The 15,246-nt window shown below is 71.0% G+C and carries 14 protein-coding genes and 1 pseudogene; 8 read left to right on the forward strand and 7 right to left on the reverse strand.

The window, feature by feature from the left end:
- Positions 1-50: 50 nt before the first annotated feature.
- Positions 51-329, reverse strand: coding sequence for a GlsB/YeaQ/YmgE family stress response membrane protein (locus tag ABZY57_RS28965; RefSeq protein ID WP_356516882.1), 279 nt, complete (start codon positions 327-329; stop codon positions 51-53).
- Positions 330-958: 629 nt separating this feature from the next.
- Between ABZY57_RS28965 and ABZY57_RS28970 the strand changes: the two genes are divergently transcribed.
- Positions 959-1,189, forward strand: a complete 231-nt coding sequence (locus tag ABZY57_RS28970) for a DUF5133 domain-containing protein (protein ID WP_356516884.1) — start codon at positions 959-961, stop codon at positions 1,187-1,189.
- A gap of 451 nt (positions 1,190-1,640) precedes the next feature.
- On the opposite strand, the gene ABZY57_RS28975 is transcribed toward ABZY57_RS28970, so the two are convergent.
- The gene (locus ABZY57_RS28975) at positions 1,641-1,928 is read right to left on the reverse strand and encodes a hypothetical protein (protein WP_356516886.1); all 288 of its coding nucleotides are present in this window, start codon (positions 1,926-1,928) and stop codon (positions 1,641-1,643) included.
- 317 nt (positions 1,929-2,245) lie between these two features.
- Between ABZY57_RS28975 and ABZY57_RS28980 the strand changes: the two genes are divergently transcribed.
- From ABZY57_RS28980 to ABZY57_RS28990, 3 genes are all read left to right on the forward strand, one after another.
- On the forward strand, positions 2,246-3,067 hold the full coding sequence (locus tag ABZY57_RS28980) for a PRC and DUF2382 domain-containing protein (protein WP_356516888.1): 822 nt from the start codon (positions 2,246-2,248) through the stop codon (positions 3,065-3,067).
- Between the two features lie 230 nt (positions 3,068-3,297).
- Positions 3,298-3,651 (forward strand): PRC-barrel domain-containing protein, encoded by a 354-nt coding sequence (locus ABZY57_RS28985; RefSeq protein ID WP_356516890.1) that lies wholly within the window; start codon positions 3,298-3,300, stop codon positions 3,649-3,651.
- 259 nt (positions 3,652-3,910) lie between these two features.
- On the forward strand, positions 3,911-4,276 hold the full coding sequence (locus ABZY57_RS28990; RefSeq protein WP_356516892.1) for an ATP-binding protein: 366 nt from the start codon (positions 3,911-3,913) through the stop codon (positions 4,274-4,276).
- A 256-nt stretch (positions 4,277-4,532) separates the two neighbouring features.
- On the opposite strand, the gene mmsB is transcribed toward ABZY57_RS28990, so the two are convergent.
- From mmsB to chvE, 3 genes are all read right to left on the reverse strand, one after another.
- Positions 4,533-5,768 carry a multiple monosaccharide ABC transporter permease gene (mmsB, locus tag ABZY57_RS28995; RefSeq protein ID WP_356516894.1) on the reverse strand — a complete coding sequence of 412 codons (1,236 nt, stop codon included), beginning with the start codon at positions 5,766-5,768 and terminating at the stop codon, positions 4,533-4,535.
- 3 nt (positions 5,769-5,771) lie between these two features.
- Complete coding sequence (gene mmsA / locus ABZY57_RS29000; protein WP_356516896.1) at positions 5,772-7,319, reverse strand: multiple monosaccharide ABC transporter ATP-binding protein; 1,548 nt, start codon at positions 7,317-7,319, stop codon at positions 5,772-5,774.
- A gap of 101 nt (positions 7,320-7,420) precedes the next feature.
- Complete coding sequence (gene chvE / locus ABZY57_RS29005; protein WP_356516898.1) at positions 7,421-8,524, reverse strand: multiple monosaccharide ABC transporter substrate-binding protein; 1,104 nt, start codon at positions 8,522-8,524, stop codon at positions 7,421-7,423.
- 234 nt (positions 8,525-8,758) lie between these two features.
- Here chvE and ABZY57_RS29010 point away from each other — a divergent pair, with 234 nt between their 5' ends.
- Positions 8,759-9,067 (forward strand): hypothetical protein, encoded by a 309-nt coding sequence (locus tag ABZY57_RS29010; RefSeq protein WP_356516900.1) that lies wholly within the window; start codon positions 8,759-8,761, stop codon positions 9,065-9,067.
- 230 nt (positions 9,068-9,297) lie between these two features.
- Positions 9,298-9,720: a substrate-binding domain-containing protein gene (locus tag ABZY57_RS29015; protein ID WP_356516908.1), complete on the forward strand. Its 423-nt coding sequence runs from the start codon at positions 9,298-9,300 to the stop codon at positions 9,718-9,720.
- Positions 9,721-10,509: 789 nt separating this feature from the next.
- On the opposite strand, the gene xylA is transcribed toward ABZY57_RS29015, so the two are convergent.
- Positions 10,510-11,682, reverse strand: coding sequence for a xylose isomerase (gene xylA, locus ABZY57_RS29020; protein WP_356516902.1), 1,173 nt, complete (start codon positions 11,680-11,682; stop codon positions 10,510-10,512).
- Positions 11,683-11,775: 93 nt separating this feature from the next.
- Here xylA and xylB point away from each other — a divergent pair, with 93 nt between their 5' ends.
- Together xylB and ABZY57_RS29030 are read left to right on the forward strand one after the other, a co-directional pair.
- On the forward strand, positions 11,776-13,206 hold the full coding sequence (xylB, locus tag ABZY57_RS29025) for a xylulokinase (protein ID WP_356516904.1): 1,431 nt from the start codon (positions 11,776-11,778) through the stop codon (positions 13,204-13,206).
- A gap of 13 nt (positions 13,207-13,219) precedes the next feature.
- Complete coding sequence (locus ABZY57_RS29030) at positions 13,220-14,431, forward strand: ROK family protein (RefSeq protein WP_356516906.1); 1,212 nt, start codon at positions 13,220-13,222, stop codon at positions 14,429-14,431.
- A gap of 277 nt (positions 14,432-14,708) precedes the next feature.
- Here ABZY57_RS29030 and ABZY57_RS29035 read toward each other — a convergent pair.
- A pseudogene (locus ABZY57_RS29035) lies at positions 14,709-15,183 on the reverse strand (substrate-binding domain-containing protein); the annotation flags it as partial.
- Positions 15,184-15,246 lie beyond the last annotated feature (63 nt).

Genomic DNA, 15,246 nt, shown 5'->3' on the forward strand with positions numbered 1-15,246 from the left:
GTCGTCGCGGCGGGCCGGGAACACGGGGAGGCCTGGCGTCAGGCGCGGGGTCAGGCGTGGCGGTGCGAGTGCCGATTGCCGGCCACGACGCGGTAGAGGGCCAGGAGGATGACGGAGCCGACGATCGCGGCGATCCAGGTGGAGAGGTCGAAGAAGCCGTCGATCGAGTCGACGCCGAATATGACCTTGCCGAGCCACCCGCCGAGCAGACCGCCGACGATGCCGATGAGCATGGTGATGATGATGCCGCCCGGGTCCTTGCCCGGCATCAGGGCCTTCGCGATGAGGCCGGCGAACAGCCCGATGAGGATCCAAGCGATGATGCCCATGAAGGTCTCCTACCTCGTTGAATAAAGTCGGTGTCAGTGCATCGTCTGCACCGCCGGGCGCCCTTCAAACGTCTGGATCGGTCATCTTCCGGATTCCGTGCGCCGGCCCGGGCCCCACCGTGCAGCGGCCGCAGAGCGGGTAGAGGAGCCTCCATGACGCTGACGGGAGAACTGCTGTCCGAGTCCACGCCGCGCGAAATGATCGGGTGGCTCGTCCACGTGATCACGACCAGAGCGGGCCGGGTGCTCCCCGCCCCGCTTGATGCCGGCGCATCGGCCCTCCCAGCCTTTGGACCCGCACCGGGTGGGCATACGGCACGCGGGAGGTGTTCAGCTTGTCCAAGTGGGGCAGCACGCCGGGGAGGGTGAGGACCGCGGCCGTAGCGGGGGTCCGCTACAGGGCGCCCAGCTGGCGGACACCCTGGAGGCGAGCAAGCCCGACGGGGAGCGCGTGCGGCAGTGGCGTCGGGACTGGCGCAGCCTGTCCGCCGATTGCCGGGACATCCAGGACGGCATCGACACGGAGGTCGAGAACGGCCGAATGTGGCAGGGCGACTGCTGGGATTCAACCGTGATCGGCAGGGTAGGCGACGGCCACTTGACGGATCGGTTGGCGGAAGGCAAATCCCATGTTGATGGCTCACCCGGCTGTGCTCCCCGGCCTCGTCGATCGCTACTGGGCGCTGTCCGTCCTCGATGCCGCGGACGAGGTCTCGCCCGTGCGCAGGGAGATCAGGGACGTCGAGCATGCCCTTTGCGTGGCCACGGGTACGGCAGACGTGCACGCCGCGCTGATAGCCGCCCGGCACCACCTGCCCGGCACGGGCGCTCTGGACGACTCCGTACTCGCCTCCCGCTGATGGCGCTGCCGTGGGGATCCGCTGCCCGGCTGCGGCGGTCTGAGCGCTGTGGCCGGGGGCCTGCCCGGGTTCCGGTGGGTGCCCCGGCCGGGGAGGAGGCCGGGGCGGTGGTGCCCGGGTGCCGTGCGGATCCCGTACGGCAGAGGTGATGCCGGTGGCCTGGTCCGGACCTCGGGGGTGCGGCTCAGGCTCCGGGCGGAGGCCTGCCCGTGAGAGTTGCGGACTCCGCTGCCCACACGTCTGACCCCGCGGCCAACCCGTAAACGCCCGTACCTGAGGTTTCTTGAAGTCGCGTCAGATTGCTTCCGGTGCAAGGCGGTTGCACGGCGATTCGACTCGTGGCGAACCGGCCCGAGCAGTGCGCACCCGTGAGGCGTGCACCACGAGCAGGCCGCACCAGTCCAGCGGCACGATCGCGCTGTCCACCGCCCGCCGCGCCCAGCCCGCCGGTTCAGACGTTCGCCTGGCGGGGGGCGGCCGCTCGCCGGGGCGCGGCGTGGTGCGTCGGTCGTGTGGTGGACGGGAGATGGCGAAGCTGGTGGATGGCCGTGGCCAGGAGGGCGGTGAACAGGGTGAGCAGGAGGGTGCAGATCCACATCTGGCGGCTCCCTGGGTTCAGCCATCCCGTCCAGACGGCCGCGGCTGCCCACAGCAGGGCTCCGGCCGCGTAGTGGGAGCGGACGCGGCGCAGCTGGCGTGCGGCCCGCAGGGACGTGAGGAGTTCGCGTGTGGCTGCCATGGCGCCCGCCTACCCCCAAGGCGCGCGGATCAACAGGCGAATCAGGCCTCGGAAGTCCGTCGCGGCACCTCGACGGACTCGCGGCACGCCCAGGGACACCGGCGCCGCGTTCATCCGTTCGGAGTACCCCGGGGACGATGTGTGACCGAGCGGCTACGCCTTGGCGCCGCTGCGTTCCACCAGTTCGGTGACGCGGCCCGACCCGCTGAGCGGTTGCGGCGGGGCGGCCGCGGGGGCGGGCTGGAGGCAGGGCACGCCATGACGCGGGACATCGAGGTCGCCGCGCATCCGTGCCGCACCCCACTGGAGGATTCCTGATGAGCGCTGGAAGCGGCTTCCTGAACACCGAGCAGCTGATCGACCTGACGGCCTTCGACGCGGACGGGGAGAAGATCGGCAGCATCGGCCAGGTGTACCGGGACGACTCGACTGGCCGGCCGGAGTGGGTGACCGTCAAAACCGGGTGGTTCGGTATGAAGGAATCGTTCGTCCCCCTTGCCGGGGCCCGCAGCGATGGCCGAGCGCTCCACGTCCCGCACCTGAAGGCCGTCGTCAAGGACGCCCCTCGTGTCGAAGCCGACCAGCACCTGGACGCCGGCGAGGAGCGCAGGCTCTACCTGCACTACGGGCTGGCGGGCTCGAACGGGCACGGTGACGGCAAGACCCGGCGAACTGCGGTGGACGCGCCCGGAATCGCCACCGGCACGTATGTCGAACAGCGGGCCGAGGCGCGTGGCGGCAAGCCCGGTGCCGAGGAACTGGTCCGCTCCGAGGAGCGTCTGCACGTCGGCACGGCCAACGAAGAGGTGGGCCGGGCGCGGCTGAAGAAGGTGGTCGTCACCGAGAACGTGACGACCACCGTCCCGGTCAGCCACGAGGAGGTAAGGGTCGTGCGCGAGCCCATCCGCGAAGGGGAGCGCGTACGGGGCGGCATCGGAGAAGCGGAGACCGAGGTCACCTTGCATGCCGAGCGCGCGGTGACGCGCAAGGAGGCCGTGCCGGTGGAACGGGTGCGCCTGGAGACCGAGAGGGTCACCGAGCAGCAGGAAGTCTCCGGCACCGTACGCAAGGAGAAGGTCCGCTTCGAAGAGGGCAAGGGCGGCCGTCGGGGTGAGGGCCGGGGCGGCCCCCGCCGCTGACCTCCCACCCCGTTCGTCCGGCTTCCGGCAGCTCCCTGCCGGAAGCCGGGCCTTTGACGGTCTTTTCGGTTCGGATATCACCAAGAGGTGTGTGGGTGGAAAAATCTGGGGCATGCGGTGGTCAGGGCGGAATGCGAATTCCGCACTGCACGCAGTACGGAAAAGGGGAAGTCGGCGCGGAATCCAATTCTCTCGCGTCGTATCCCCGTAACCGGAGGAGTTGTTTTTGCATGACTGAGAACGTGTGGGGCTACCGTGAGACGTCCGGCCGTCTGATCGGTGCGGACCTGGTGGGATACAAGGTCGAGGCGACGGACGGTTCCATCGGCAAGGTGGACAAGCACTCGGACGAGGTCGGCTCCTCCTACATCGTGGTCGACACCGGTCCGTGGATCTTCGGCAAGGAAGTCCTGCTGCCCGCGGGCACGATCAGCCGGATCGACGCGAACGACGAGAAGATCTATCTCGACCGGACGAAGGAACAGATCAAGAACGCTCCCGAGTTCGACAAGGACAAGCACCTCGGTGATGCGGACTACCAACGCCAGGTCGGCGGTTACTACGACGGCCCGCACCACCTGTAACCCGACGGGACGCGGAGCGAACGAGGCGGGGGCGGCAACCACTGGTTGCCGCCCCCGCCTCTGCTGCGTCCCGATCCATCGTTCACCTTGGCGGTGGGAAGGCCTTCGCGGGAGCCGGCGACGCAGGAGCCGTCGGTCGGACGGACACTCCGCCGGGGTGGGGCGGGACGGCTGGGAACCGTCGGAGGGATGGGTGTCGTGGAGCACAGGGGGAAGACGAGGGGTGAGAGGAGCGACGATGCCAGGGACTTCGCAGAACATGTCCGGACTCAGATGCGCGGACGCTCGACAGGTCGCCCGGAGGGTCTTGTCGGCCCGTGGTGTGGGGGAGCGGTTGGTGGACGACGTACTGACGGTGGTCGCGGAGCTGGTGAGCAACGCGACCCGTCACGCGGGCGGGGTGACCGGCTTCAGCATCCGGCAACTTCCCGATGCGGTGGCGATCGAGGTGTCCGACGCGTCCCCGGTCCTTCCCCGGTCCCCGGGCACGCCGGTCGCGGTGCCAGGAGGGTTCGGCTGGCTGCTGGTCAACCGGCTCGCCGCCCGTACCGAAATCTCCGCCGGCCGCGGCGGGAAGACGATCACCGCGTACGTGCCGCTCACGGTCACCGCCCCAGGCACGTGACCCGCACACATTCCGCAGGGAGGAGTCCGACACGGGCGGCGCCCACCACGGGGACACCGGGGCCGCAGGCACAACGGCCTGCGGCCCCGCCATGCGAAGCCCCGGAGTTGCCGAGGAAGACCGCTGGGCTGCCCGACGTGCTCCAGACATGATCGACTCATGGACACCTATCCGCCACCGGCGGCGGTGGGGTGGTTTCAACGCCCTGTAGGGATCCGGACCTCGGCGCCGGGGGCGGTACCGGGCTGACCCAGGGTCAGGAGCCGGCCTTGCGCTTGTTGTAGACGTCGAAGCCGACGGCCGCGAGCAGGACCAGGCCCTTGATCACCTGCTGGTAGTCGGTACCCACACCGACCAGCGACATGCCGTTGTTCAGCACACCGAGCACCAGACCGCCGATGATCGCGCCGAGGACGGTGCCCACACCTCCGCTCGCGGAAGCGCCGCCGATGAAGGCGGCGGCGATCGCCTCCAACTCGAAGTTGATGCCGGCCTGCGGCGTACCGGCGTTGAGCCGTGCGGCGAAGACCAGCCCGGCCAGGGCCGCGAGGACGCCCATGTTCACGAAGGCCAGGAAGACGACCCGCTTGCTCTTCACTCCGGACAGCCTCGCCGCCGCCTCGTTGCCGCCGATGGCGTAGGTGTGCCGTCCCAGGATCGAGTTGCGCATCACGTATCCGAAGCCGACCAGCAGGACGCCGAGGATCAGCAGGACGATCGGCACCCCGTGGTAGCTGGCCAGCAGCAGCGTGAAGACCACCACGGCCGCGGTGATCGCGCCGAGCTTCACCAGGAACAGCCCGGCCGGGAGCGGTTCCAGTCCGTAGGAGGCGGCCCGCCGCCGTCCGCGCACCTCCTGCAGGATCGCGACGACCAGCACCGAGAGACCCAGCAGCAGGGTGAGGTTGTGGTAGTCGGTCCGGGGACCGACCGCGGGGAGGAAGCCGCTGCTGATGTTCTGGAAGCCCTTGGGGAACGGAGCCACCGTCTGGCCCTGGAGGAGTATCTGGGTCCCCCCGCGGAACAGCAGCATGCCGGCCAGCGTGACGATGAACGAGGGGATCCCGAGATAGGCGATCCAGAACCCCTGCCAGGCTCCGGCGAGGGCCCCGATCAGCAGCGCGGCCACCAGTGCCACGGGCCACGGCGCATGGTGTTCGACCATCATCACCGCCGCGGCCGCCCCGACGAAGGCGGCGAGCGACCCGACCGACAGGTCGATGTGCCCGGCGATGATGACGATCATCATGCCGATGGCCAGGATGAGGATGTAGCCGTTCTGCTGGATCAGATTGGTGATGTTGAGCGGCTGGAGCAGGATGCCGTCCGTCCAGAACTGGAACAGCAGCACGATCAGCACCAGTGCGACCAGCATCCCGTACTGGCGCAGGTTGCCGCGGAGCGCTCGGGCCAGTACGGCACCGGACGAGGGACGTTGGCCTGACTCCGGTGTGCCGGGAGCGGTGTCTGGGGTGGTCTGGGTCTGGGCCATGCCTCACACCTGCTTGTCGGGGTATGCCGCGCTCATGGTCATGAGCCGCATGAGGGATTCCTGGGTGGCGTCCGCGCGGGTGACCTCACCGGTGATCCGGCCTTCGGCCATGGTGTAGATCCGGTCGCACAGGCCCAGGAGTTCGGGGAGTTCGGAGGAGATGACGAGTACCGTCTTGCCCTGGTCGGCGAGTTCGGCGATGACGGTGTAGATCTCCGCCTTGGCGCCGATGTCGATGCCCCGGGTCGGTTCGTCGAGGATCAGCACCTCCGGTCCGGCGAAGATCCACTTGCTGAGGACGACCTTCTGCTGGTTGCCACCGCTGAGCTTGCCGGTCTCCGCGAACACCGAGGGGGCCTTGATGTTCATGGTCCGACGGAACGATTCGGCGCTCCGGGCCTCCTCGTGCCGGTTGACCCAGCCCCGCCGGGCGACCTTGCCGAGGGCGCTCAGCGAGATGTTCCGGCTGATGGTGTCGCCGAGGTCGAGGCCGAGCTGCTTGCGGTCCTCGGTCACGTACGCGATGCCGTGCCCGATCGCCTCGGGCACCGTCCGGGTACGGATCTCCCGGCCGTGGAGCCGCACCCGGCCTCCGGTCCACCGTCCGTACGAGCGGCCGAAGACGCTCATGGCCAGTTCGGTGCGGCCGGCGCCCATGAGGCCGGCTATGCCGACGATCTCGCCGCGACGGACGTGCAGCGAGGCGCCGTCGACCACGTTGCGCCGGTGGTCGATGGGGTGCTGGACGCTCCAGTCCTCGATCTCGAAGGTGACCTCGCCGATCTCCGGGGCGCGTTCGGGGTAGCGGTGTTCCAGGTCGCGGCCGACCATGCCGCGGATGATCCGCTCCTCGGAGATGCCCTCGGAGCCGATCGCGATGGTCTCGATGGTCCGCCCGTCGCGCAAAATGGTGACGGCATCGGCGACCCGGGCGATCTCGTTCAGCTTGTGCGAGATGAGGATGCACGAGATGCCCTGGGCCTTGAGTTCGAGGATCAGGTCGAGCAGCTTGCGGCTGTCCTCGTCGTTCAGGGCGGCCGTCGGCTCGTCCAGGATGAGCAGCTTGACCTTCTTGGCGAGCGCCTTGGCGATCTCGACCAACTGCTGTTTGCCCACGCCGAGATCGGCGATCCTGGTGTGCGGGCTCTCGTCGAGTCCGACCTGCCGGATCAGTGCGGCGGCGTGGGTCAGCGTCCGGTGCCAGCTGATGACGCCCCGAGTGGCGTGCTCGTTGCCGAGGAAGATGTTCTCGGCGATGGACAGGTAGGGCACCAGCGCGAGTTCCTGGTGGATGATCACGATGCCGCGCTGCTCGCTGGCCCGGATGTCCTTGAACCGGCAGGGCTCGCCTTCGAAGTGGATCTCGCCCTGGTAGCCGCCATGAGGGTGTACCCCGCTGAGTACCTTCATCAGGGTGGACTTGCCGGCGCCGTTCTCCCCGCAGACGGCGTGCACCTCACCCGCGGCGACGGTCAGGTTGACCTCGGAGAGAGCCTTGACACCGGGAAACGACTTGCTGATCGACCGCATCTCGAGAACGGGTCGGGCCATGGTTGTGCATCCGTATCGTCGGGGCGGTGCGGTGCCGGGCGTCTCCCGGGTGCCGCACCGCCGGTTCGGCGTCGCCGGACCCGTCGGCCGGGCCCCGTGGGCTACTTGAGCTGGTCCGCGGTGTACTGGCCGCTGTCCACCAGGACCTTCTGGTAGTTCTCCTTGTCGACGCTGACCGGCTGGAGCAGCTGCGCCGGAACCGTCTTGACGCCGTTGTCGTACTGGCCGGTGTCGTTGACCTCGGGCTTGCCGCCGGTCAGGAGCGCGTCGCCCATCTGGACTGCGGCCTTGGCGAGTTGGCGGGTGTCCTTGTAGACGGTCTGGGTCTGCTCGCCCGCGATGATCGACTTCACCGAGGCCAGTTCGGCGTCCTGGCCCGTGACGACGGGCAGCGGCCGGCCGGTGCCGTAGCCGACGCCCTTGAGGGACGAGATGATGCCGATCGAGATGCCGTCGTACGGCGAGAGCACGGCGTCGACGTGGGCGGCGGTGTACGACCTGGTCAGCAGGTTGTCCATCCGGGACTGGGCGAGACCGCCGTCCCAGCGCAGTGTGGCGATCTGGTTGAAGGAGGTCTGGCCGCTCTGCACGACCAGCTTCTTGTCGTCGACGTACGGCTTGAGGACGCTCATCGCACCGTTGAAGAAGAACGTGGCGTTGTTGTCGTCCGGTGAGCCGGCGAACAGCTCGATGTTGAACGGGCCCTTGCCGTCCTTGAGACCGAGCTTGTCGACGATGTAACCGCCCTGGAGGACGCCGACCTTGTAGTTGTCGAAGGTCGCGTAGTAGTCGACGTTCTTCGTGCCGCGGATCAGCCGGTCGTAGGAAATGACGGGGATGTGGGCGTCGGCGGCCTTCTGCAGCACGTTGGTGAGCGAGGAACCGTCGATGGCGGCGATCACCAGCAGCTTGGCCCCCTTGGTGATCATGTTCTCCACCTGGGAGACCTGGTTCTCCACGACGTTGTCGCCGTACTGGAGGTCGGTCTTGTATCCCTTGGCCTGGAACTCCTTGACCATGTTGGTGCCGTCGTTGATCCAGCGCTCCGACGACTTGGTCGGCATCGCGATCCCGATGAGGCCCCCTTTGGCCTCCGTGCCGGCCCCGCCGGCCCCGGCGTCGCCCGCTCCGTTGGCGCTCTGGCCGCAGGCTGCCAGCGACAGCGTGAGACCCACGGTGACGAGGCCCGCTGAAAGCTTCCGCACAGTTCCTCCAGTGATGTTCCGCGACCGGCACGGTGCGACCCGGCTGGGCGACCGGAAGCGGTCGAGCGGGGCCGGCCGGGAGCCGTCTGCTCGCGCTGCGCGAAGTCGCGGATGCCGCGGCTCCGGCCTGGCGATACCTGAGTGTTAACGCTCACAAGAGTGGCGTCAAGAGGCTGTTCGATCACCGTTGAACCAACAACGGTGCAGGCGATCAGCCTCGCCGGCGGGGCCCGAATGGGAACCGCCGGCGCCGGGGCCGGGCAGTGCGCCCGGGAGCGGGTGCCCGCTGCCGTCCGGGAACTGGGCCACCGCCCCAACTCGGGCGCCCGCGCGCACATCACGCTCCGCCCCCACACCCTGGGCGTGGTCAGCTTCGAAACGACCCCCTACGGTTCCGCCTCGATGCTGTACGGCGTCGAGCAGGCGGTGCGCAGTGCGGGCCACTTCGCCGGCGGGACGAGCCTTCGCCCTCTGGACGGCCGCTCGGTTCGGGGGAGTTCGCTGACCGGCTGCGCGACCAGGGTGTGGAAGGCGTTGCCGTGATCACGTCCCGGAACTCCACCGTCGGCGCGGTGGCCAGGCCCTCCAGCCGCGTGCCGGTCGTTGCGGACGTATCGGGCAGCCGGTCGCGGGTTCCCGTGGCCCCGGTGGGCAACCGGTCCGGCGTCGAAGCGGCCACCGGGCACCTGCTCGACCTGGGCCACCGCACGGTGCAGTGCAACACCTGGCCGGCCCGGCCGCCTGGCTGGCGACCAGGACCGCGAGGAGGGCGGGTGCGGCGGCCGGAGCCCCTGTGCCGCAGTGGAGCACGGCGACCGGAGCGCGCGTCGGGTTGCCCGGCGGGCTTGCGGATCGCCGAACTGGGCGACGCCACCACCGTGTTCTGCGCCGGCGAACGCAGGGCGCACGGCCTGCTGCGCGCTCTGCACGAGGCCGTCTGCTCGATTCCCGGAGACATCGGCGTGGTGGGCTTCGACGGTATCCCCGAGGCCGCGTACTTCACCCCGCCCCTGACCGCCGTGCGCCAGGACTGCCGGCGAGCTCGGCCGCCGGGCCCTGACTGCTCGTCGAGGAGCCGGGGGTGCCGTGCACACCCGCACCCGCGTACGGATCTCACCCGAGCCAGTGCCGTGCCGCAGCGCGGGCCGGCCCTTCGCCGCTGGGCAGGGGCCGCGGGACATCCGACCCGAGGCTGATCGCCACGGCGACCCGCGCTCGCCGCCACGCCGGTATACCCGGCCGGGGTTTCCGGCTCTCTCGAACGCCGGATTGTTAGCGCTAACAGTATGATGCCCCTCAAGACCGTGGGCTTCCGAGGGTGCCCCGGCTCAGACGGGCCGTTCCAGGCCGCCCTGCCGGCCGCCGGTACGTCGAACGCCGGACGGCGGAGTCCGGGCCCCGGGGCTGCGCCGGAAGCCACTTCGGCGGCATGTCGACCGGCCGCTCCGGTCGCCCGTTCGTCGTGTGGGTCCTGCACGTCACGCAGGTGGGCACACCCTGGAGCCCTCGCCCGCCTGGCTGCAGGCCGCCCGCCGGCTCCAGTCGGCCGTCCCCGGTGTGCGCGCCGGTGCGCTTCCGAGAGCTCGCGCCGCAGACGGACTGCGGGGACGCACATCGCGGCGCCCCGGCGATCGGGGTGGTGGCGGGCACCAGGTCTGCGACGGCACGCGGATCTCATGGCGGGGCCCTTCCCGACGAGATGTCGAAGCGCTCCGCCGAGGTGGACACCGGCGGCCCCGACGGACGGGTCCGCGACCCGGGCGGATCGACTACCTCGCTGCTGTCGCGGACGCCGTCCGCGCGGACGTGCGCGGCCACGCCCGGTGCTTCGGCATGGTCCACGTCGACTACGACCCGGCACCCTGGAGGCCTCCCTCGTCTACCCGGCCTGAGCCGGCCGGTCGAGGGCCACCGCCCCCTGGCGGTTCCCGCAGGGGCGAAGCCGGACCGTGCAACGACACGGCCCGGCTCTCGGGTGCACCGACTCAGCGGGCGCCGAGGAGGTGTTCGAGGGCGAGCTGGTCCAGCTGCTCGAAGGCCATGCCGCGGCGGGCGGCGGCATCGACGTCGAACTCGTCGAAGGCGGACCGGTCGGCCAGTAGCCCGGCGAGGCCGTCCTCGGCGGTGGGAAGGGCGAGCTCGGGCAGCCGGGAGGCCGCGAGTGCGGCCCGGACCTCCGGATCTGCCCGGAAGGCACGGGAACGCTCCGCCAGGAGCAGGTAGTTGCGCATGCAGGCCGCCGCCGAAGCCCAGACGCCGTCGGAGTCCTCCGTGCGCGGCGGCTTGAAGTCGAAGTGACGGGGGCCGTCGTAGCCGGCCGACTCCAGCAGGTCGACCAGCCAGAAGGCCTGGCGCAGGTCGCCCGCGCCGAAGCGCAGGTCCTGGTCGTACTTGATGCCCGTCTGGCCGTTGAGGTCGATGTGGAACAGCTTGTCGTGCCACAGGGCCTGGGCGATGCCGTGCGGGAAGTTCAGCCCGGCCATCTGCTCGTGGCCGACCTCCGGGTTGAGGCCGACCCGCTCGGGCCGTTCCAGCTCGTTGATGAACGCCAGGGCGTGGCCGATGGTGGGCAGCAGGATGTCGCCGCGCGGCTCGTTGGGCTTGGGTTCGATTGCGAAGCGCAGGTCGTATCCCTGGTTCTCGACGTACTCGCCCAGCAGGTCGAAGGCCTCCTTCAGCCGGTCGAGGGCGGAGCGCACGTCCTTGGCCGCGCCCGACTCCGCGCCTTCGCGGCCGCCCCAGGCGACGTAGACCGAGGCGCCGAGTTCCACGGCCAGGTCGATGTTGCGGATCGTCTTGCGCAGCGCGTACCGGCGGACGTCCCGGTCGTTCGCGGTGAAGGCGCCGTCCTTGAACACCGGGTGGGTGAAGAGGTTGGTGGTGGCCATCGGCACCTTCAACCCGGCTGTGTCGAGTGCGGTGCGGAAGCGCTTGACCGCCTGCTCGCGTGCGGTGCCGCCGGCTGCGAAGGGGATCAGGTCGTCGTCGTGGAACGTCACGCCGTAGGCGCCGAGCTCGGCCAGCCGCTCCACGGTCTCGACCGGGTCGAGGGCGGGGCGGGTGGCGTCGCCGAAGGGGTCCCGGCCCTGCCAGCCGACGGTCCACAGGCCGAAGGTGAACCTGTGCGCGGGAGTGGGGACGAGCGGGTCGCTGGTCATGAGCAGCTCCGGTTCAGGGCCGAGATCTATTTGTAATGGCGAAAAACAAATTAGTATGCCGAGACGCCAGAAGGAACCCCACCGGAGGAACGCATGTCTGCTCAGCGTGTCGTGATCGGTGTCGACAGCTCGACCCAGTCCGCCAAGGCCCTCGCCGTCGACCTGGACACCGGCGCCGTCCTGGGCGAGGGCCGCGCCGCGCATTCCGTCACCACGGGCGCCGGCCGCGAGAGCGACCCCGAACAGTGGTGGCGGGCGCTCGGCGAGGCCATGGCCGGCACCGGCTGGGCGGATCGGGCCGCCGCCTGCTCGATCGCCGGCCAGCAGCACGGCCTGGTCACCCTCGACGCGGCCAGCCGCCCGGTGCGCCCGGCACTGCTCTGGAACGACGTCCGCTCCGCCCCGCAGGCAGCCGAACTCACAGCCGCGTTCGGCACGGCAGAGCTCGCCCGTCGCACCGGAAGCGTCCCGACGGCCGCCTTCACGGCCGCCAAGTGGGCCTGGCTGCACGCGAACGAGCGTGCCGCCGCCGACCGCGTCGAGGCCGTCCGGCTTCCCCACGACTTCCTGACGGAGCGGCTGACCGGTGAGGCGGTGACGGACCGCGGTGACGCGTCGGGAACCGGCTGGTGGGGCCCGGACGGCTACGACCAGGACGTCCTCGGCCGGATCGGCCTCGACCCCGGAATGCTGCCGCAGGTCCTCCCGCCGGGCGCCCGGGCGGGCGTCGTCCGAGCCGGTATGCCGCTGCGCGAGGGCGCCCTGGTGGCCACCGGGACCGGTGACAACATGGCCGCCGCCCTCGGGCTGGGCCTGACCCCCGGACGTCCGGTGCTGAGCCTCGGTACCTCCGGCACCGTCTACGCCGTCGGCCGGACCCGGCCCGCAGACCCGAGCGGAACCGTCGCCGGCTTCGCCGATGCCCTCGGCGGCTGGCTGCCGCTCGCCTGCACGCTCAACTGCACCCTCGCCGTCGACCGCTTCGCCTCCCTCGTCGGCCGCGACCGCGAGGACGTCGAGGGAGGCGGCACGGTGGTGGTGCTGCCCCATCTGGACGGCGAGCGCACCCCGGACCTCCCGCACGCTTCCGGCCTGGTCCACGGCCTGCGCCACGACACCACGCCGGGACAACTGCTCCAGGCCGCCTACGACGGCGCCGCCCACGCCCTGCTCGCGGCCCTGGACGACGTACTGCGTGCCGGGGGCGAGACACCTGCCCCCGACGAACCCCTGCTGCTGATCGGCGGCGGAGCCCGCGGCCGGGCCTGGCAGCGAACCGTCCTGCGGCTGTCCGGCCGGGCCGTTCAGGTGCCCGCGGCCCAGGAGCCGGTCGCGCTGGGGGCCGCCGCCCAGGCCGCCGCACTGCTCACCGGTGAGCCTGCCGACGCCGTCGCGCGGCGCTGGCGGACCGCCGAGGGCCGGGTGCTGGACCCGGTGGCCCGTGACGACGACGCGCTCGAACGGATCACCAGTACGCTGCGGCGGGCGCGGGCCTTGCAGGAGGTCCCGCAGGGAGAGCGATAGGAGGGTCGGGTCGATGACGGGGACCGGCAGGGCGAGCGGGGGCGCGGAGGCCGCGCCCGCCTCGCAGCAGGGGATGCGCCGGCAGAACCTCGCGGTGGTGATCGGCGCGGTCGCCGCGCACGGACCGCTCTCCCGGGCGGACGTGGCCGGGCACACGGGCCTGACCAGGCCGGCCGTCTCCTCCATGGTCGACGAGCTCATCGGTCGCGGAGCGCTGACCGAGACGGAGACCGCGCCCAGCGGCCGGGTCGGCCGCCCCGGACGGGCGCTGGCCCTGAGCGATCGGGGTCCCGCGGGACTCGGCCTGGAGATCGGCGTCACCCATCTCGCCGCGTGCGTCGTGGACCTGCGCGGCGAAGCCCGGGTGTGGCGGCGGGTGGAGCGGGCCAACGCGGGCCGGCCGGCCGGAGAGGTGCTGGCGGAGGCCGCCGCGCTGGGCGCCGAGGCGGAGTCGCAGGCCGCGGCCCTCGGCCTGCGCGTCGAGGGCCGCGTCCTGGCCGTGCCGGGGGTGGTGCCGAACACGCCGAGCGGGCTGGTCGCGAACGCGCCGAACCTCGGCTGGCAGGCAGTGCGCCCCGCCGACCACTGGCCCGACCCCGACACCGCACCTGACCCGGAGAACGAAGCCAATCTCGGGGCGCTGGCGGAGCAGTGGCACCGGGGAAACCCCGCCGAGACCTTCGTACACGTCTCCGCCGAGGCCGGAATCGGTGCCGCACTGGTCATCGGCGGGCAGCTGTTCCGGGGCGCCCGCGGCTTCGCGGGCGAACTCGGCCACCTGCCCGTCCACCCGGAGGGCGCCCCTTGCGCCTGCGGGGCACGCGGCTGCCTGGAGCAGTACGCGGGCGAGGCGGCCGTCCTGCGGGAGGCCGGGCTGGGACCCGTCGGCGATCCGGTGGGCCTGCTGGCCGAGCGGGCAGCCGCCGGGGACGCGGCCACCCTGCGCGCCCTGGACCGCGCAGGACGGGCCCTGGGCCTCGCCCTGACCTCGGCGGTGAACCTGATCGACCCGGACGGCCTCGTTCTGGGCGGCGCCTACGCCGAACTCGCCGACTGGCTCCTCCCGGCGGTACGCGCCGAACTTGCCGCCCGGGTCACCGTCCGGCCCTGGAACCCGGAGGCGGTGCGCCCCTCGGCCCTGGGGCGCCGTGGACCGGTGCTGGGCGCGGCATGGTCGACCGTCCGGCAGATCATCGCCGATCCCGCTCGCCTGCCGGCGCGCTAGGTTCGCCGGGCAGAGCGACCGGATCGTCGCCGATCCCGGCCCGTCTCGTGCCGGTGGGCCGGCCCGTGCTTGAGGACGGGTGCCGTGCGCCAGTACGTCGGGTGTTCGCCGCGGAGTGGTCCACCCCGACGACAAGGCGCGCTCCGGCGACGCGGGCCAGCGCTTCGCCGCCGGACAGATCCTGGTCTTCAACGGCGACATGCCCGCCTGGTACGGCAAGGCCGCCGAACAGGCCCAGTCCAACCCGGCCTTCCAGATCGAGGGCATGGACATGTACGGCCACCTGGTCCGGGTAGATCGCGACCACCGACACGTCCTCGGGCACGGCGCGGCCCTGCCGGCGCAGCAGGGCGAGCAGCGGCTCGACCGCCTGCTCGTTCTGTACGACGAACCCGGAGATGCCCGGGCGCTCTTCGAGGATGCGGGCGAGAGTGACGGCCATCGCGTCGTAGCCGCCCCCGCACGGCCGGTGCAGCATCCTGATGTCCAACTCCCGGGCCCGGGAGCGGAGTCCGTCGAGGGTGCGCTCGGCGAAGCCGGTGTGCCGTTCGTGGACCGCGGGGGCTTCGCCGATGACGGCGATGTCCGCGGTGGCCGAGCGTCGCCAGGTGCTCGATGCACAACGCGCCGGTGGCCTTGAAGTCGAGGTCGACGCAGGTCAGCCCTGAGGTGTCGGCGGGCAGTCCGATCAGGACGGACGGCAGGTCGGTGCCGCGCAGCAGCGGCAGGCGCTCGTCGTCGAGTTCGACGTCCCTACTCCTCTGCAACAGAGCTGGACCGTCGAGCGGCCCGCCGCACCGGCGTCATGGTGCGGC

It is taken from the genome of Streptomyces sp. NPDC006450 (genome assembly GCF_040612195.1).
Classification (GTDB): domain Bacteria; phylum Actinomycetota; class Actinomycetes; order Streptomycetales; family Streptomycetaceae; genus Streptomyces.